This window comes from Idiomarina sp. HB, assembly GCF_048059115.1.
GTDB classification, from domain to species: Bacteria; Pseudomonadota; Gammaproteobacteria; order Enterobacterales; family Alteromonadaceae; genus Idiomarina; species Idiomarina abyssalis.
This window is the reverse complement of record NZ_JAYLVU010000002.1, coordinates 363,762-382,153: the sequence shown is the minus strand read 5'-3', so window position 1 is coordinate 382,153 and position 18,392 is coordinate 363,762. Positions and strand designations below refer to the sequence as shown.

Here is an 18,392-nt window from a genome sequence, read left to right as displayed (position 1 = left end):
CTATTTGTCCTCGTCGGTCCTGACGCTTTGCAACAGAAACTGTTGGTAGCCCTGTTCGCTTCGCTTAAGCTCAACAACAGCAAAGCGCTTGTCTGCCAGCAAGTCAGACTGACCGAATTTATCCATCCACAAAACGAGTGCTTCACTATTTAACGCCTGCCCATGCAAACGAATATTCTCGCCCGCAATTGAAAAATCCGTAAGCCAAATAGCTTCCGGCGTTATTTGTGCCAATTCACTTAAAAAGCCGCTAACCGAAGACGACTGACCTTGTTGGAACTCGCTAATTCTGCGACTGAAACTTTGCGTATCCTGAAGTTGTTGTATGAGCTCTTCTTTTTCTTCACGTAACTGCAGGCTAGGCTCTCGCCGTTCAAGTCGTTCCCGGGCACGAGTCAGGTCATCGTTAACCGCCTGTAAAGCATTCGATAATTTTTCATTTTCATGGGTAACTGCTGAATTTTGCCATTGAGTAACCACAACTACAGCTATGAGCAGCGCCAGCCAAACACCTAAAACAGCGCTTAAACGAGCTAAGGTCAGGCGCTGTTTAATTGGCTGCAAGTCACGACGATAAAGGTTTACCCACTGCTTCATGAGGACACCTCTAACAATGCGCCCAGGCCTGCCAAATCGGAATAGTCGTCTTCGCGTAATTCAATTGCCCACTGTGGGTACGAATAAACGCTGCACTCAACAGCTAAAAGCTCTGACAGACTGCTCTGCACTGCCGATAGCTGTCTGTGCTCAACCGCTAAAATAATGCGGCTAATGGGTGCCTGCCGTAAATGACTTTCAAAATAGTCAACCGAACGCTGGAGCTCGGTTGCCAGCGGCTCCAAAGCTCCCGTCTGTATTTCTTCAGCGGTATAGCTCGAAATATCGGTGACACCACGTAGCAAACGCGTAAACATCAACCCTTTTGGCGTGTTAATTTGCGCGATATAATTGCCATTTGGGTTCTGGTACAAGGTTAACTCAGCATGGTTTTGAATTTCGGCCAACCGGGGCAAGGCTAACTCCGCAATACCAATGTCCGTTAGCTGCAGATCATGTTCGCTAAAAAAATCGACCCAGGGTTTTAATTCGTGCCGGTTCGCTGCAACTGCAACTACCTTATCCTGCCCCGAAGGTTGTTCAGGAAACTCATAGTAATCGGCGATAATCTCATTGCCAGATAGGGAAACTAAGTCGCTTAAGCTGTATTTTAAACTCTCAGCGATTTCATCGGAGTCAAGCATGGGTCTATCTACTTGAACCGATTCATATAAGTCAGTACCTAAGACTAAAATCACCTGCGCATGCTTTAGAGACATACGCGAATATTTGCTCAGCAACGCGCCCGCTTCTTTAACCAGTGAGCCACGCTTTACTTGCTCATGATCGTTCACAATCAGTTCAGGTGACTCGGCGAGTCCTTTAGCAATAAGGAGACGGACGCTGGTTTGCGTTATCTGAAAGCAAATACGGTGACCATTTTGTTTCTGCTTCGAAAATCCTAACACCCAGCAGCATCCTTTATTATTTTTTCATGTATGTTAACAGAAACTTTGCACCGCTCATTACAAAAAGAATACGGTTCGAGCAGTTTATATCTTTCATCATAGCCCATTTGTCGTGCTTTAACTGTAATACTAGCACTTGAGCTTCCATTGCAAGCTCGAGCCAGCCCAGTAAGGCACCATGGGTCCTGTTGCCGTATCTACCGTATCAGCCACAGTCCATTCCTGCTGAACAAGTTCAATGGTATCTGTATTACGCGGCAATTGATAAAAGTCAGCACCATAGCCACTGGCAAAGTTAGCCAATTTATCCAATGCATTATGCTGGCTAAAAAACTCAGCATAGAGCTCTATAGCCGCAGGTGCCGAGTAACATCCGGCACAACCACAAGCCGTTTCTTTACTCGCCTGCACGTGCGGAGCAGAGTCCGTTCCCAGAAAAAACTTCGGGCTTCCGGACAGTGCAGCCTGTTGCAGTGCCTGTTGATGTGTGCGGCGCTTTAAAATTGGCAGACAATAATTATGTGGGCGAATACCACCAACGAGTAAATCATTCCGGTTCATCAGCAAGTGCTGCGGCGTCATCGTTGCTGCGACATTACTATTGGCGTTTGTCACAAACTCAACGGCGTCCGCGGTTGTGATGTGTTCCAGCACAAGCTTTAAGTTAGGGAAACGCTCAGTTATTGGAATTAAATGGCGCTCTATAAATACGCGCTCACGGTCAAAAATATCAATATCGCTGTCGGTCACTTCGCCATGCACAAGCAGTGGCACACCGTGTTCCTGCATAGCAGCTAACACCGGCTCTAATGCTTCAACTGACTTAACCCCCGCAGCGGAGTTTGTGGTTGCCCCCGAGGGGTAGAGTTTGAAACCGATAATTTGGTCATTAGCAGCGGCTTCGGCAACTTGCTCAGGTGTGGTTTCAGCCGTGAGATACAAAGCCATTAACGGGTTAAAGCTAGCGCCTTCGGGCACCTCTTCCATAATCCTTGCCCGATACTCTAAAGCCGCTTTTACGGTGGTAACCGGCGGAACAAGGTTTGGCATAACAACGGTGCGATGAAAAACAGTTGCCGACGCAGGTACAGTTGTTTTCAACATAGCCCCGTCACGCAAGTGCAGGTGCCAGTCATCTGGTCTTGGAATGGTTAAGCTTTGCATAGTCACTTCTGGCTAAAAAATGATAAAGCCAGTATACCATTAAGTTCCTTCGCAAAAACCTTTAATCTGTATTCTATTTGAGCGTTTTAGCGCAACCCCATGGCTTCTTTCCAGTGCTTGCGACAGCATGAAACGTACCTATCGTTACCACCAATCGCAATTTGCTGCCCCATGCGAATGGCGTTGCCTTTTTCATCAACCCGCAAAGACATGGTTGCCTTGCGCCCGCAGTGACATATGGTTTTCATTTCCACCAATTTGTCCGCTATAGCCAGCAACACCGCACTTCCCGGAAAGGCATTACCAAAGGCATCGGTCCGAATGCCGTAACACATCACCGGAATATTGTCGGTATCAGCCAGGCTGGATAACTGCCAGACTTGCTCTTCACTTAGAAACTGAGCTTCATCAATTAATACGCAGTCAATTGCCTGTTGCATGTAGCGGGCACGCACAACTGCCGCTAAATCGGTTCGGTGAGTAAAAGACACCGCGTCACGGCCAATACCTAAACGCGACGCAATGCGCCCTTTGCCGGCCCGGTCATCTAACGCCGGCGTCATTAATAACACATGCTGGTCGCGCTCTTCGTAATTATGAGCCACTTGCAACAGCGAGGTACTTTTCCCCGCATTCATTGCCGAATACGTAAAATATAGAGAAGCCATTTTGTTCTATTTTTTTAGGTTATTGTGGTTAGATCCTGGCAGAGATTACCACGATTTTATGGCATTATGGGACAAAGCAACCTTAAGGCAGGAGTTCTCTATGCAATATTCCCCCGAATTTATTAAAGCCATTCCTAAAGCTGACTTACACCTGCACCTGGACGGCAGCCTCCGTGCCAGCAGTTTAATTGATATGGCTAAACGCGCTGATATCGAACTCCCTAGCTATACCGAGGAAGGTTTATTTGATTTAGTTTTTAAGTCTCACTACAACAATTTGGGTGAGTATCTCAATGGTTTTCAGTACACCTGTGCAGCCTTGCGTGACTTAGAAAACCTGGAGCAAGCCTCTTATGAGTTAGCCGTCGACAACCAAAATGAAGGGGTTAACTACATCGAAGTGCGCTTTGCACCGCAACTGCTAATGGATCCGAGCAAAGGCGTGACCTTCGATACCATTATGCACGTCGTTAACGACGGTCTTTTACGGGCGAAGAATGAATACAATAGCAGCGCCGACGTAAAGAATGGCGATAAACCGCCATTTGAATACGGCATTATCAACTGCGCAATGCGCATGTTTGGTAAAAAAGGATTCTCACCCTATTACACGCAAATGTTCCAGCTAATGCGTGACTTTGAATCCATGCAGGTGATTAAAACAGCGGCAATGGATTTAGTCCGCGCCAGCGTTCGTATGCGCGACGAAGAAAGCATGCCTATTGTGGGGCTGGATATTGCAGGGCAAGAAATTGGCTACCCGGCAGGTGAGTTTAAAGAAGTGTATGAATACGCTCACGAAAACTTTCTACTCAAAACCGTGCACGCGGGCGAAGCTTATGGTGCTGAGAGCATTTTTGAAGCCTTAACCAAATGCCATGCCGACCGCTTAGGCCATGGCTATTCGTTATTCTCGCCTGAAATGACTCAGGATCCGTCAATAGAAGACCCGAAAGCTTATGGTGAAAGCCTGGCCTCTTATATTGCTGACCGCCGTATTGCCGTTGAAGTCTGCCTGACCAGCAACCTGCAAACCAACCCGGATATCGGCGACATTAAGAACCATAACTTCCAGCACATGCTGGACCATCGTCTGGCCACTATCATTTGTACCGACAACCGTTTGGTGTCGCGCACAACGGTTAGCAACGAGTACCAATTGGCTGTCGATAACTTTGATGTATCACTGAAACGCCTGAAAGATATTGTTGCTTACGGCTTTAAGAAAAATTTCTTCCCGGGCCGCTATGTGGATAAGCGCGACTATGCCAAACAGAACCTGAAGTACTTTGACAAAGTGGTTGAGAAGTTTGGGCTTTAATCAACGACTACTGAGTTTATAAGGTTACCGGCCCTTATTTGATAGAACTGCTAATTTTGACACTGTTCTGCTTAAGTGAATCGTCCAGAGTTTGCTGCAGAACAGTTTCAAGCTGCTCAGGGTTGGTGACTTCGTCAATGCAAGCCCAGCAATTCCGTCCATGCTGCTTTCCGTAGTACATCGCCAAATCTGCCAGTTGTATTAGCTTGTTCCAATGCACTCCCGCATCGCCGTATGGGCTGTACGGATATATAGCCCCACCAATAGAGCAGGAGACCTTAACTTTGAGTCCCGACGGCAAATCAAACTCTTCTTCACTGACAACGGTCCGTATTCGCTCCGCTAAACCATGGTAGTCATCAAGATCATCCAGTTTTGCAACCAACAGAAACTCTTCTCCACCCCAACGGGCAAGTATGTCGCTTTCTCGTCGTACAGATTTAACTCGTCTACTAAATTCCACAAGTACCTGATCACCGACCTCATGCCCATAGGTGTCGTTAATCATTTTAAATTTGTCGATATCAAAAAGATAAATAGCGACTTTGTTAGTATCTTCACTTCGATTAGAAAGCACAGCAGAGTCGATGTACTTGCTAATGTTGTGTTCAAGATAAGAACGGTTATTCAGCCCGGTTAACATGTCGGTCTTGCTCAGTTTTTCAAAACGTTTAGCCTGGCGGAACTTTTGACGCAGCTGAAGCAGACCAAAAATAATCACTAGAACAAAGATACTGGCCAATGCATAGGTTAACCGAGTTTGGGTTTCCCGGCGCTTGCTCTCAGCTTCTTTTAATAACTGTTCTTTTTCCAGCAGCTCGTCCTGCAACTGAGACTCCAGCTTTAAGCGACTAAGCTCCGCGCTGGACGCAACGGCACTGGCGCTTTGCTTTAATTGCGGCTCCAGGGTCTCAAGATATAAGGCGTAAAATTTCTTAAGCCCCTGAAACTGTAACCCGTCTTGCTCAAGCTCCGACATCCGCTTGTAAACATCCAGTTTCACTTCGAGTTGGGTATCGGGATGCAAATTATTGCATGCGCTTATTGAGTCCGTTTGCTTTAACTTAAGCTGTATCAGTTGCTGATAGCATTTTAGGTAACGAGCGGTAATCTCATCCGGTGCGGTGGTTTGTAATGACTGATCTAAAAAGTTCGCGCCTAACTCATTTTTACCCAATAACACCGCAGACAAGGCGGAGAAAACCAGGGTGGATTTCAACAGTCCTGCATCATCAGACTGAACCTTATCGAACCACTCAAGCGCAGCATCATAATCTTCCAGGTGCAGTGTATTAGCTACCCCCAGATTAAAATAGGTCAGACTGATAGTATTTTGAGCCATACGCTCATCAATCTGTCCTTCTTCCATTAACTCTTTAGTGCGTCGAAGCACTTGCTGGTGCAGCTCAACACCATTTTCCATATATTCTTTGTCACCATACATAATATACAGCGTTGCGGTATTCTGCATGACGGTATTCAACACAGGCCAGTTTACTGCTGGGTCTTTAGCAAGCTCCAGTGCACGTTCAAAGCTATTAAATGCCAGTCCAATATGACCGTTACTTGACTGTATCCAGCCGATTTCTGATAGCAGCTCAGTTGCATATTCAGTCCCACCTAACTCAAGAGCATCTTCATGCAGGGCGATAAGCTCGGCTAGTTTTTCTTCATATTCCGCATCCTTTACCGAGACGCATAAATGCCGATAAAAAATATCGAAGTCCTTGGGAGGATGGAGTTGGCAGGCTTGTGCAGTTAACTCAGTCTCGTAATAGAAGTAGTGTTGATAAGCTAACTCTCGCTGAAGACGATACTCATCAGCGGGTCCCTCGGCTTGTTCCAGATGCTCCGTTAAATAATTAATTCGCTCTAGATAGGAAAGCGACTCGAACTCCTCGGCTAAAGGAGGAAGCTGCTCGAGTTTTTCTACGGTAACTTCATTCTCCTCTTGAGCATCAGCTAAAAAGGAAACAACGAAAACCAAACTAATAAGCAATTGCATTGTATTCAGTCGCATAGCTTCAATTTAGAGCCTATACAAGAAAATGACAAGCAAATAGAAAGCAAAGACCCCCTTAAAGAAGGGGGTCAATGATAATAAATCACACTTAGACAGTCGGAAAACTAGAAGGGAATGTCGTCATCAAAATCGTTGTCCGGTGAAAACGGTGCAGGTTCTGCCGGTTTCTGTTGAGGCTGTTGATTTTGCTGCTGTGCTGGCTGAGGTGCCGGACGTTGTTGCTGCTGCGACGGCTGCGATTGCCCGCCACCATAACCGCCGCTCTGCTGACCACCAAAGCCTTGACCTTGCGGCGCTGCGCCTTGTGGTCCACCCTGAGGGCCGCCACGAGAATCCAGCATCTGCATTTCGTTAATCACAACTTCCGTCGTGTAACGCTCTACGTTGTCCTGCCCTGTCCATTTACGAGTTTGCAAACGACCTTCAACATACACTTTTGAGCCCTTCTTCAGGTACTCACCAGCAATTTCTGCCAGGCGGCGATACGCCACGCAGCGATGCCACTCTGTTTGTTCGCGCGGTTCACCGGTTTGCTTATCTTTCCAGGTTTCACTGGTAGCAATCGACAGGTTGGCTATCGCTGTGCTGTTTTGAGTATAACGTACCTCTGGGTCAGCTCCCAGGTTACCAATTAATATGACTTTATTTACACCGCGACTGGCCATTATTTTCTCCTGTTCCTTATGCGCGTTACAACTGCTTCAATTTATTGGGCGACCGATGCCTTTTCAAGCAACTGATTAACCGCCTTTTCATCATAATGTTTTTTATCAACTTTTAAATAGGTTGCCTGATCTTCTTCAACCCACCTTGCTTCCGTTACCCCGGCTACAGTAAGTAACCGCTCACTTAGTTTCGTCGCCTTGTCCTCAGATAGTCCGGGTAATGATAACGATACACTGGTAACGCCTGCAGGATTAACCATAACTAAGCTGATGAGTAACCAACATACTAGCAAGATCAGACAGAAAACAACAACGCCAGATATCTGATAATTCTGTAAGACCCAACCGCCTGCAACACCGCCAACAAAGGCACCTAAAAACTGTCCGGTTGAATAGATACCGCTGGCACTGCCCTTACTCCCGGCGGGCGCAATACGGGTCAGTAATGACGGTAAACTGGCCTCAATAAAATTAAAACCGGTGAAAAAAATCACCAAGGCAGCGACTAGCAACCATCCGGACTGCCCGGCCACACCAATAATTAGCAGAGATACAATTAAGGTCACAATCGAAAACCGCAGCCACTGCACTGAATTATTATTGCGGGAGCTGTGAATGATCATCGGCACCATAAACAAGATTGAGGCGGCCAGGGTTGGTAGATAGAACCAGGCATGGGTCTGACTTTCAAAGCCTGCATTTTGCAACTGGGTTGGCAAGGTCACAAACCAGGCGGTCAATATAGCGTGCAACACAAAAATACCGCTGTTCAGACACCACAATTGTTTATGTTTAAGTAAGTCTCCCAGCTCGGACAAAACCGGCAAGGATTCCCGCCGGGCAGAGGTAGTAACAACTTTCGGCACACTGAGCAGTAGCACGAAAATGCCCAGAACACCGCTGGCAGCCGTAAACCAAAACAACCCTGAAAGACCAATAACGTCACCCAGCAGAGGTCCTGCAACCAATGACACCGCAAACGCTAAGCCAATACACATACCAATGGTAGCCATAACCTTCGGCCGTTGCTCGTCACGTGACAGGTCAGCCGCCAGGGCTAATATTGCGGCGGCTATGGCGCCAAGGCCTTGCAGAGCTCGACCAACAGACACGCCGAATAAAGTATCAGCCTGCGCCGCGACCACGCTTCCGGCAACAAAAACCAGCAGCCCGCCAACAATAACGGGCTTACGACCCAGCCGGTCTGACAACATACCCAAAGGAATTTGCAAAAGCGCCTGAGTCAGTCCGTATGCACCAAGAGCAATACCCACCCACAATGGCGAATAGTCTGGATACTCCTGTGCATAAACTGCCAGCACGGGCATGATCAAAAACAGGCCCAGCATCCGTATACCAAAGACAGACGCGAGCGCTAAAGCGGCTTTTTTTTCAGTTTTATTCAGTTTTTGCGGTGTCATTTCACTGCTTCATAGTCAGTAATATGATAAATGATGCTGCTATTGTACCAGATGCCTAACACTGTGCGATAATAGCGTTTTGTCGTCAGTCATTTACTGAACAACAGACGGGAATTATGGATACTATTGAAGTACGCGGTGCACGCACGCACAACTTAAAAAATTTCAACCTGACGATTCCTCGCAATAAGCTTATTGTGATTACCGGGTTGTCCGGTTCGGGTAAGTCGTCACTGGCTTTCGATACGCTGTATGCCGAAGGCCAGCGACGCTACGTTGAGTCCTTATCCGCCTACGCTCGTCAGTTTTTATCGCTGATGGAAAAACCCGATGTAGACAGCATCGAGGGCTTGTCACCTGCAATTTCAATAGAGCAGAAGTCGACCTCACATAACCCACGCTCAACCGTTGGTACCATTACAGAAATTTATGACTACCTGCGCCTGATGTTTGCGCGAGTGGGCGAGCCACGCTGCCCGACACATGATGTGCCGCTGGCAGCTCAGACCATCTCGCAAATGGTCGACAACGTGCTGGCCGCGCCGGAAGGTGAGAAACGCATGTTACTGGCACCTATTATTCAGAACCGTAAAGGCGAGCATTTGAAGGTTCTGGAAAATCTGGCTCTTCAGGGTTTTATCCGTGCGCGCATTGACGGTGAGATTTGTGACCTGAGCGATCCTCCAACACTGGAACTGCAAAAGAAGCACACCATTGAGGTGGTGGTTGACCGCTTTAAAGTTCGTGAAGGTATGGAACAACGCCTGGCCGAGTCATTCGAAACGGCGTTGGACCTCAGTGGCGGAACGGCATTGGTTGTGCCAATGGAAGGTGACGGCGAGGCCGATGTATTCTCAGCAAATTTCGCCTGCCCTCACTGTGGCTACAGCATGCAGGAACTGGAACCTCGTCTGTTCTCATTCAATAACCCGGCGGGTGCCTGTACAACCTGTGACGGACTCGGAGTTGAGCAGTTTTTCGACCCGGAAAAAGTCATAGTTAACGCCGAATTATCACTAACGGGTGGCGCAATTCGCGGCTGGGACAAACGGAATTTCTACTATTATCAAATGCTGCAGTCGCTGGCGAAGCACTACGACTTTAAACTGTCGCAGCCTTTTAACCAATTGCCTGACGACATTCGTGAGAAAATTCTGTTCGGCAGTGGTAAAGAAGAAATTAAATTTACCTACATGAATGACCGCGGTGACAAGGTCGTAAGAGCGCACGCTTTTGAAGGTATTATCCCAAATATGCAGCGCCGTTATCGCGAGACTGAGTCACAAGCAGTGAGAGACGAGTTATCAAAGTATGTGGCGACCCAGCCTTGTAAAAGCTGTGGCGGCACGCGCTTACGCACAGAAGCTCGTCATGTGTTTATTCAGGGCACCACGTTACCTGAAATTGTAGAACAGTCTATTGGCGACGCACTGGAGTTTTTCCAGCAACTGCATATGGAAGGCCAACGCGCCCAAATAGCAGAAAAAATTCTGAAAGAAATTAACGACCGGCTGCGTTTTTTGGTGAACGTGGGGCTTAACTATTTAAGCCTTTCGCGTAGCGCAGAAACCTTGTCCGGTGGTGAAGCACAGCGTATTCGCCTGGCCAGCCAAATTGGTGCTGGGTTAGTCGGCGTAATGTATGTACTGGATGAGCCCAGCATTGGCTTGCATCAGCGCGATAATGAACGCCTATTGAATACGCTCACGCATTTACGAGACCTGGGCAATACAGTGATTGTAGTTGAACACGATGAAGACGCGATTCGCCAGGCAGACCACGTTATTGATATTGGTCCTGGTGCGGGTGTCCATGGTGGTGAGATTATTGCTCAGGGGCAAGTCGACGACATTGTTGGCAGTGAAGACTCACTAACCGGCGACTACCTGTCCGGCAGAAAAGAAATAGAAGTTCCGCAGCAACGCCACAAGCCCGATGAACGCCGGCTCACCATTCGTGGCGCTAGTGGTAATAACTTGAAGAACGTTGATTTTAACCTACCGCTGGGCGTACTGACCTGTGTCACCGGTGTATCTGGCTCCGGCAAATCGACGCTGATAAATAATACTTTATTCCATATTGCGCATCACGAACTCAATGGTGCAACAACCGGTGAACCAGCCCCCTACAAAAGTGTTGAAGGGATGCAGTTGCTGGATAAAGTGGTGGATATTGACCAGAGCCCGATAGGCCGGACACCGCGTTCTAACCCGGCAACTTACACCGGAATTTTCACACCCATTCGTGAACTGTTCGCAGGCGTTCCGGAGTCACGGGCTCGCGGTTACAAGCCGGGCCGCTTCAGCTTTAACGTTCGCGGCGGACGTTGCGAAGCCTGCCAGGGCGACGGTGTTATTAAGGTTGAGATGCACTTTTTACCGGACGTTTATGTCCCTTGTGACATTTGTAAAGGCCAGCGCTACAACCGCGAAACGCTGGAAGTAAAATACAAGGGCAAGAATATCCACGAAGTATTGGATATGACCATAGAAGACGCACGTGAGTTCTTCGATCCGGTTCCGGCCATTGCCCGTAAACTTCAAACCTTAATGGATGTTGGTTTATCTTATGTCCGTCTGGGTCAGTCTGCTACCACACTCTCAGGTGGTGAGGCGCAGCGGGTTAAATTATCACGTGAACTCTCCAAGCGAGATACGGGTAAGACCTTGTACATTCTGGATGAGCCAACGACAGGCCTGCATTTCCATGATATTAAGCAGTTACTGGCAGTTATCCACCGTCTGCGTGACCACGGCAACACAGTCGTTGTCATTGAGCACAACCTGGATGTGATAAAAACTGCTGACTGGATTGTTGACTTAGGCCCGGAAGGCGGTTCCGGCGGCGGCGAAATATTGTGTGAAGGCACACCAGAAGACGTCTGTGAAAACGAGCGCTCTCACACGGCGCGATTCTTGAAACCGATGCTAAAGCAGTCATAAAAAGGACGCAGTATGTTAACGGAAGACTTTAAGGTAAGATTTTATGAGACCGATGCCCTTGGGCACGTCAATAACACCGTCATTCCCGGCTGGATCGAAACCGGGCGGTTGCCTATTTTTGAATTCTTCGGGGAAATGTCGCCCGAAACGCAGAGCTTAATTGTTGCCCGGCTTGAGGTTGACTACTTATTTCCAATTTATTTTGGTGGCCATGTCACAGTTAAGACTTATGTTAGCCGTTTAGGTGGTAGCTCGTTTGATATTACCAGCGAAATTTGGCAAAAAGATAAACTCTGCGCTAAAGGGAAAACAGTCTTGGTCTACTTCGATTACCAACAGGAGCGTTCTGTGAAGCTATCCGATGAATTAAAAGAACGTCTGGCGACTATAACGCATCCGGAGCACCCTCTTGACGCGTGATCTCGTCAGTGGTGGGCAACAGATACATGCCCCCGATGATCTCAAAAGCTTGCTGGAGGAAATTCACCAGCAAGCGATGAAGATCACAGAAGGACATGTTGCCAACTACATTCCGGCATTAGCAGAGGTCAACCCGGAGCTCTGCGGACTTACCCTTGCCACCCTTGATGGCGAGGTATTTAACGTGGGTGATACTCACGAGCAGTTTTCCATCCAGTCCATTTCAAAAATTTTCGGCCTAATGCTGGCAATGGAGCGCTTGGGCGAAGATTTATGGGACAGAGTCAAAATGGAGCCCTCTGGCCAGGCATTTAACTCTATCGTGCAGTTAGAATGGGAAAAAGGCATTCCTCGTAACCCTATGATAAATGCCGGCGCTATTGTCGTTAGTGATGTGCTGGTGAGTCGTTATTCAGCCAGTAAGAACGCGGTTTTAAGCTTAGTCCGTACCTTATGCGGCAACGACAATGTGTATGCCGATAACATTGTACACCAGTCAGAAAAAGAACACGGCCATCGCAATGCGGCACTGGCTCACTTAATGAAAAGTTTTGGTAATATTGATGCAGACGTTGAGGAACTGCTTGATCATTACTTTTGGCAATGTGCATTAACCATGTCCTGCGAAAACCTCGCTCGCTCTTTTACTTTTCTCGCAAATGACGGAGTTTGCCCTTTTTCCAAAAAGGAAATTATGTCTAAACGGGACTCTCAGCGTATTAATGCGTTGCTATCTACCAGCGGCATGTACGACCAAAGCGGTGAGTTTGCTTTTACGGTAGGCGTTCCTGCAAAAAGTGGGGTTGGCGGCGGCATGATTGCTGTTGTGCCTGACTTTGGCGTTATCTGCTCATGGAGCCCAAGATTAAACAGCTTTGGTAACAGTGCGCGTGGCATGTATATGGTCAGGGAACTTGCTAATCGTTTGGGTCTAAGTGTTTATTAACGAATTGTCGAGGGCCGGTAAGTCTGAAAACGTTCCATATTAAATCGTCTAAATAAGCTATCTATCTCGCCCTTTCGTCCCAACTCTCTTAAGTGCCTTTGGATACTTCCTGCTGTAATACTCTTATTTTCGCCGACAAGTATATGCAAGTTATAGGCAAAGCTGGCTTTTTCAGCGAGTAATAGATTTTCGACTTTAATTTGTTGTGAACCCTCAAGCGCCGATAGTAACTCATCATTCACTATAGTGAGGTCAACCCGTCCACCTAGCACCATGCGTACGTTAATAATTCGTGAGTCAGCTAAGTAAACGGTGTACTTTTCTTTGACTTCATCTGAGGCAATTAACTCACCACCAAGCAAGTAGTGGTAGCCTTTTACGCCGCCCAGAATCTTTCCCTCAAAATCATCGAAGAAAGACTGAGTTCGTCCCTCTTTTTTTGCAGTGACTAAACGCTCTTTACCACTCACCAGAGGAATTGTCTTTTCGTACTTAATGTTCCGTCTATCCCAACCCCACAGCGGCGATTCAAAGAATATCACGTCGCAACACCCTGCTTCGCTAAGCGCCTCATAGCGACTCGTAGGTGGGATAATCTGAATTTGAAACTCATAACTATCCTGGTGCTCATTCAATAGCGTAACGAGCTCTCGTGTGAGATCCGTCTCAAGAACGTCTGAAAAATAAGGAGGGTAATCGTAAGCAGCTACTTTCACTGGTATCTTTGCTGCGGCAGTACCACTTATCGCAGCTAAAACGATTACAGAAAGGTATCTGAGTATTCTCAATAGACTGACTAATCGGTTAAGTATCTGCATCCATAGTTAATTTTCCGGCCCCAAATGTCAATAGTTGAGCGACCCTTCGCTTAATTATTGACAGGCATAAAAAAGCCCGGCCAAAGCCGGGCTCTTAAAATCAACAGGACAGCATTAGTCCATGATTTTTGATACGACGCCTGCACCTACGGTACGGCCACCCTCACGGATAGCGAAACGCAGACCTTCGTCCATTGCGATTGGAGCAATCAGCTCCACAACAAACTTCAGGTTATCACCAGGCATAACCATTTCTACGCCTTCTGGCAATTCTACAGCACCAGTTACGTCCGTTGTACGGAAGTAGAACTGTGGACGGTAGCCTTTAAAGAATGGCGTATGACGGCCACCTTCGTCTTTGCTCAGTACGTAAACTTCTGCTTCGAACTTAGTATGCGGAGTGATAGTACCTGGCTTCGCCAATACCTGACCACGCTCTACTTCGTCACGCTTCGTACCACGCAACAAGGCACCGATGTTCTCACCTGCACGACCTTCGTCAAGCAGCTTACGGAACATTTCAACACCAGTAACAGTCGTCTTCGTGGTGTCTTTCATACCAACGATTTCACACTCGTCGCCTGTACGCACGATACCGCGCTCTACACGACCGGTTACTACCGTACCACGACCTGAAATCGAGAATACGTCTTCGATTGGCATGATGAACGGCTTGTCGATGTCACGCTCTGGCTCTGGGATGTATGAATCCAGCGCATCCGCTAACTCAACAATTTTCTTCGCCCAGTCTTCGTCGCCTTCCAGCGCTTTCAGTGCTGAGCCCTGAATTACTGGCAGGTCGTCGCCCGGGAAGTCATACTCTGACAACAACTCACGAACTTCCATTTCTACCAGCTCTAACAGCTCTTCATCGTCTACCATGTCACATTTGTTCATGAATACTACGATGTAAGGAACGCCTACCTGACGTGAAAGCAGGATGTGCTCACGAGTCTGTGGCATTGGGCCGTCTGTTGCCGCTACTACCAGGATTGCGCCGTCCATCTGTGCAGCACCGGTGATCATGTTTTTAACATAGTCAGCGTGCCCCGGGCAGTCTACGTGCGCGTAGTGGCGAGTTGGCGTGTCATATTCAACGTGTGACGTTGAAATAGTAATACCACGCTCTTTCTCTTCTGGCGCGTTATCGATGGCTGCGAAGTCTTTCGCCGCACCACCATAAACTTTTGCCAAAACTGTTGTGATAGCAGCAGTCAGTGTAGTTTTACCGTGGTCAACGTGACCAATGGTGCCGACGTTTACGTGCGGCTTCGAACGTTCAAATTTTTCTTTAGACATGATATATCCTCAAACTTAAGTTAAAAGCCCGGCCTCGAAAGAACCGGACCAGACCTTACTTATTTAGCGTTACGCTCAGCCATTACTTTTTCAGCAATGTTGTTTGGTGCTTCAGCGTACTTCAGGAACTCCATAGAGTACGATGCACGACCCTGCGTCTGTGAACGCAAGTCTGTCGCATAACCGAACATTTCTGACAGTGGTACTTGAGCATTAACTGCTTTCAAGCCACCTGGAGCTTCTTCCATACCTTCGATAAGACCGCGACGACGGTTTAAGTCACCAACGACATCACCCATAGATTCTTCCGGAGTGATAACTTCAACCTTCATCATTGGCTCTAACAGAGCTGGGTTAGCTTGTAATGCACCTTTTTTGAAGGCCATGCTACCAGCAATTTTAAATGCCATTTCAGAAGAGTCGACATCGTGGTATGAACCATCATACAACGTCGCTTTAACACCCAGTACAGGATAGCCAGCCAAGACGCCTTGCTGCATCTGTTCTTGGATACCCTTGTCTACTGCAGGGATGTATTCTTTCGGTACAACACCACCAACAATTTCGTTAACGAATTTGTAAGTAACATCATCGCCGTTATCGTCTTCTTCGATAGTCATTGGTTCAAGTTTCAACCAAACGTGACCGAACTGACCACGACCACCTGATTGACGTACGAATTTGCCTTCGATTTCAACCGAGTTACGAATCGCTTCACGGTAAGCAACCTGAGGCTGACCTACGTTACATTCAACCTTGAATTCACGCTTCATACGGTCAACGATGATGTCCAGGTGAAGCTCACCCATACCAGAGATAATTGTCTGGCCAGATTCTTCATCGGTTTTAACACGGAACGATGGATCTTCTGCAGCCAATTTACCTAAAGCAATACCCATTTTCTCTTGGTCAGCTTTAGTTTTCGGCTCTACTGCAACCGAGATAACTGGTTCAGGGAATTCCATACGCTCAAGTGTGATTTTATGAGCTGGATCACACAGCGTGTCACCAGTAGTAACGTCTTTAAGACCAATTAGTGCCGCGATGTCACCAGCGCGAACTTCTTTGATCTCTTCACGGCTGTTTGAGTGCATCTGCACCATACGGCCAACACGTTCTTTCTTGTTCTTAACAGGGTTAACAACACCGTCGCCCTGGTTCAATACACCAGAGTAAACACGAACGAACGTTAACGTACCAACGAATGGGTCAGTCGCAATTTTAAATGCCAGAGCTGAGAATGGCTCTTCATCAGACGACTTACGTACGCCTTCAGATTCGTCATCCAAAATACCAGTAATAGGCTTAACTTCAGTTGGTGACGGCAAGTATTCAATAACAGCGTCAAGCACAGCCTGAACACCTTTGTTTTTGAACGCAGAACCACAAGCTACCAAGCAGATGTCGTTAGCCAGAGTACGAATACGCAAGCCTTGCTTGATTTCCGCTTCTGTTAACTCACCTTCTTCCAGGTATTTGTTCATCAGCTCTTCGTTAGCTTCAGCCGCAGCTTCTACTAACTCAGCGTGATATTTTTCACAGTCATCAACCATCTCGGCAGGGATATCTTCATAAGTGAATGAAGTACCCATGTCTTCTTCGCTCCAGTTGATGAACTTCATTTTAACTAAGTCCACTACGCCGCGGAAGTTGTCTTCTGCGCCTACTGGTAACTGCATCGGAACAGCCTGAGCCGCCAAACGCGTTTTCATTTGGTGAACAACAGATAAGAAGTCTGCGCCTGCACGGTCCATCTTGTTGACGAATACCATGCGCGGTACTTCATATTTGTTTGCCTGACGCCAAACTGTTTCAGTTTGAGGCTGGACACCAGATGATGCACAAAGTACAACAACAGCACCGTCAAGAACACGCAGAGAACGTTCAACTTCGATAGTGAAGTCAACGTGTCCAGGAGTATCGATGATGTTTACACGATGCTCAGGGAACTGCTTGTCCATACCCTGCCAGAAACAGGTGGTAGCTGCCGACGTGATAGTGATACCACGCTCTTGTTCTTGCTCCATCCAGTCCATGGTGGCTGCACCATCGTGCACCTCACCAATTTTGTGAGACAAGCCTGTATAAAACAACACACGTTCAGTTGTGGTTGTTTTACCGGCGTCTACGTGAGCACAGATACCGATATTACGATAGCGCTCAATGGAAGTCTTACGAGCCACAATAAACTCCTTCTAGGTTAACTGTGAATTACCAGCGATAGTGAGCAAACGCTTTGTTTGCTTCTGCCATGCGGTGAACGTCTTCACGTTTCTTCACAGCTGACCCTTTGTTTTCCGATGCATCTAGCATTTCAGCTGCCAGACGCTGCGACATAGATTTTTCACCACGGGTGCGCGCTGCATCAACTAACCAGCGCATAGCCAGTGCGTTACGACGAACTGGACGAACTTCAACCGGAACCTGATACGTAGAACCGCCAACACGACGAGATTTAACCTCGACTGTAGGGCGAACGTTTTCTAATGCTGTATCAAAAACTTCCAGATGATCTTTACCTGACTTGTCTGCCAGGATGTCCAATGCACCGTAAATAATTTTTTCAGCGACTGCTTTCTTGCCGTCAACCATGACGACATTGATAAATTTGGCCAACAATTCTGATCCGAACTTAGGATCTGGAAGGATTTTACGTTGACCTATGACGCGTCTTCTTGGCATCTCAATATTCTCCGATTAATTCAGGGTATTACCCAAAACGTATACGACAGTTTGGCCTTACTAACGGAGAACCGTTAAGATTTAGGCCGCTTCGCGCCGTACTTAGAACGACCTTGCTTACGGTCATTAACACCAGAGCAGTCAAGTGCTCCGCGTACTGTGTGATAACGCACACCTGGCAAGTCTTTTACACGACCGCCACGAATTAGTACGACTGAGTGTTCTTGTAAGTTGTGACCTTCGCCACCGATGTACGAAGAAACTTCGTAACCGTTCGTTAAACGAACACGGCAAACTTTACGCATTGCTGAGTTCGGTTTCTTTGGCGTAGTTGTGTAAACACGGGTACATACACCGCGTTTTTGAGGGCACGCTTCAAGAGCCGGAACGTTGCTTTTCACAACGGGCTTTTGACGGCCTTTACGCACCAGCTGATTAACTGTTGCCATTCATTACTCCTAGTTTAGTTGATGTCGCTTTTTACCACGTGTATAGAGCGTGAAAAATCGCTTTCTTCC

The 18,392-nt window shown here is 47.4% G+C and carries 16 protein-coding genes; 4 read left to right on the top strand and 12 right to left on the bottom strand.

Features of this window, described 5'->3' with window-relative positions:
- From VBY75_RS07615 to VBY75_RS07600, 4 genes are all read right to left on the bottom strand, one after another.
- Entirely contained in the window at nucleotides 1-597 is a 597-nt protein-coding gene (locus tag VBY75_RS07615; protein ID WP_222236391.1) for a PilN domain-containing protein, read from the bottom strand.
- Complete coding sequence (locus VBY75_RS07610; protein WP_416511847.1) at nucleotides 594-1,505, bottom strand: Type II secretory pathway component; 912 nt, start codon at nucleotides 1,503-1,505, stop codon at nucleotides 594-596. The genes VBY75_RS07615 and VBY75_RS07610 overlap by 4 nt, the downstream gene beginning before the upstream one ends.
- A gap of 129 nt (nucleotides 1,506-1,634) precedes the next feature.
- Entirely contained in the window at nucleotides 1,635-2,669 is a 1,035-nt protein-coding gene (gene pyrC / locus VBY75_RS07605; protein WP_416511845.1) for a dihydroorotase, read from the bottom strand.
- An 86-nt stretch (nucleotides 2,670-2,755) separates the two neighbouring features.
- Nucleotides 2,756-3,337, bottom strand: a complete 582-nt coding sequence (locus VBY75_RS07600) for a thymidine kinase (protein ID WP_199494788.1) — start codon at nucleotides 3,335-3,337, stop codon at nucleotides 2,756-2,758.
- A gap of 100 nt (nucleotides 3,338-3,437) precedes the next feature.
- Here VBY75_RS07600 and VBY75_RS07595 point away from each other — a divergent pair, with 100 nt between their 5' ends.
- Entirely contained in the window at nucleotides 3,438-4,658 is a 1,221-nt protein-coding gene (locus VBY75_RS07595; protein WP_416511841.1) for an adenosine deaminase family protein, read from the top strand.
- 34 nt (nucleotides 4,659-4,692) lie between these two features.
- Here the strand turns inward: VBY75_RS07595 and VBY75_RS07590 are convergent, their stop codons facing one another.
- The 3 genes from VBY75_RS07590 to VBY75_RS07580 form a co-directional block, all read right to left on the bottom strand.
- Nucleotides 4,693-6,678 (bottom strand): sensor domain-containing diguanylate cyclase, encoded by a 1,986-nt coding sequence (locus VBY75_RS07590; protein ID WP_222236385.1) that lies wholly within the window; start codon nucleotides 6,676-6,678, stop codon nucleotides 4,693-4,695.
- Between the two features lie 107 nt (nucleotides 6,679-6,785).
- Nucleotides 6,786-7,346 carry a single-stranded DNA-binding protein gene (ssb, locus tag VBY75_RS07585; protein ID WP_054489702.1) on the bottom strand — a complete coding sequence of 187 codons (561 nt, stop codon included), beginning with the start codon at nucleotides 7,344-7,346 and terminating at the stop codon, nucleotides 6,786-6,788.
- A gap of 41 nt (nucleotides 7,347-7,387) precedes the next feature.
- Nucleotides 7,388-8,767 (bottom strand): MFS transporter, encoded by a 1,380-nt coding sequence (locus VBY75_RS07580; protein ID WP_224797786.1) that lies wholly within the window; start codon nucleotides 8,765-8,767, stop codon nucleotides 7,388-7,390.
- A 116-nt stretch (nucleotides 8,768-8,883) separates the two neighbouring features.
- Between VBY75_RS07580 and uvrA the strand changes: the two genes are divergently transcribed.
- The 3 genes from uvrA to glsA are packed head-to-tail and all read left to right on the top strand — an operon-like array spanning nucleotide 8,884 to nucleotide 13,075.
- Nucleotides 8,884-11,709, top strand: a complete 2,826-nt coding sequence (uvrA, locus tag VBY75_RS07575; protein ID WP_271331820.1) for an excinuclease ABC subunit UvrA — start codon at nucleotides 8,884-8,886, stop codon at nucleotides 11,707-11,709.
- A gap of 12 nt (nucleotides 11,710-11,721) precedes the next feature.
- Nucleotides 11,722-12,129, top strand: a complete 408-nt coding sequence (locus tag VBY75_RS07570) for an acyl-CoA thioesterase (protein ID WP_199494793.1) — start codon at nucleotides 11,722-11,724, stop codon at nucleotides 12,127-12,129.
- A complete protein-coding gene (glsA, locus tag VBY75_RS07565) occupies nucleotides 12,119-13,075 on the top strand; it encodes a glutaminase A (protein ID WP_222236382.1) in 957 nt (318 codons plus the stop codon). Before VBY75_RS07570 ends, glsA begins: the two co-directional genes overlap by 11 nt.
- Here glsA and VBY75_RS07560 read toward each other — a convergent pair.
- The 5 genes from VBY75_RS07560 to rpsL form a co-directional block, all read right to left on the bottom strand.
- Entirely contained in the window at nucleotides 13,072-13,791 is a 720-nt protein-coding gene (locus tag VBY75_RS07560) for a substrate-binding periplasmic protein (protein ID WP_416511836.1), read from the bottom strand. The two genes, glsA and VBY75_RS07560, sit on opposite strands and share 4 nt — an antisense overlap.
- A 216-nt stretch (nucleotides 13,792-14,007) precedes the next feature.
- Nucleotides 14,008-15,192, bottom strand: coding sequence for an elongation factor Tu (gene tuf, locus VBY75_RS07555; RefSeq protein WP_199495133.1), 1,185 nt, complete (start codon nucleotides 15,190-15,192; stop codon nucleotides 14,008-14,010).
- Nucleotides 15,193-15,251: 59 nt separating this feature from the next.
- Complete coding sequence (fusA, locus tag VBY75_RS07550; RefSeq protein WP_199495182.1) at nucleotides 15,252-17,375, bottom strand: elongation factor G; 2,124 nt, start codon at nucleotides 17,373-17,375, stop codon at nucleotides 15,252-15,254.
- A gap of 28 nt (nucleotides 17,376-17,403) precedes the next feature.
- Nucleotides 17,404-17,874 (bottom strand): 30S ribosomal protein S7, encoded by a 471-nt coding sequence (gene rpsG, locus VBY75_RS07545; RefSeq protein WP_054491331.1) that lies wholly within the window; start codon nucleotides 17,872-17,874, stop codon nucleotides 17,404-17,406.
- A 74-nt stretch (nucleotides 17,875-17,948) separates the two neighbouring features.
- Nucleotides 17,949-18,323, bottom strand: coding sequence for a 30S ribosomal protein S12 (gene rpsL / locus VBY75_RS07540; protein WP_006956845.1), 375 nt, complete (start codon nucleotides 18,321-18,323; stop codon nucleotides 17,949-17,951).
- Nucleotides 18,324-18,392: the final 69 nt, after the last annotated feature.

Coding starts and splice junctions, on each gene's coding strand:
- VBY75_RS07615 (WP_222236391.1), bottom strand. CDS start 597: ATGAAGCAGTGGGTAAACCTTTATCGTCGTGACTTGCAGCCAATTAAA.
- pyrC (WP_416511845.1), bottom strand. CDS start 2,669: ATGCAAAGCTTAACCATTCCAAGACCAGATGACTGGCACCTGCACTTG.
- VBY75_RS07600 (WP_199494788.1), bottom strand. CDS start 3,337: ATGGCTTCTCTATATTTTACGTATTCGGCAATGAATGCGGGGAAAAGT.
- VBY75_RS07595 (WP_416511841.1), top strand. CDS start 3,438: ATGCAATATTCCCCCGAATTTATTAAAGCCATTCCTAAAGCTGACTTA.
- VBY75_RS07590 (WP_222236385.1), bottom strand. CDS start 6,678: ATGCGACTGAATACAATGCAATTGCTTATTAGTTTGGTTTTCGTTGTT.
- ssb (WP_054489702.1), bottom strand. CDS start 7,346: ATGGCCAGTCGCGGTGTAAATAAAGTCATATTAATTGGTAACCTGGGA.
- VBY75_RS07580 (WP_224797786.1), bottom strand. CDS start 8,767: ATGACACCGCAAAAACTGAATAAAACTGAAAAAAAAGCCGCTTTAGCG.
- uvrA (WP_271331820.1), top strand. CDS start 8,884: ATGGATACTATTGAAGTACGCGGTGCACGCACGCACAACTTAAAAAAT.
- VBY75_RS07570 (WP_199494793.1), top strand. CDS start 11,722: ATGTTAACGGAAGACTTTAAGGTAAGATTTTATGAGACCGATGCCCTT.
- tuf (WP_199495133.1), bottom strand. CDS start 15,192: ATGTCTAAAGAAAAATTTGAACGTTCGAAGCCGCACGTAAACGTCGGC.
- rpsG (WP_054491331.1), bottom strand. CDS start 17,874: ATGCCAAGAAGACGCGTCATAGGTCAACGTAAAATCCTTCCAGATCCT.
- rpsL (WP_006956845.1), bottom strand. CDS start 18,323: ATGGCAACAGTTAATCAGCTGGTGCGTAAAGGCCGTCAAAAGCCCGTT.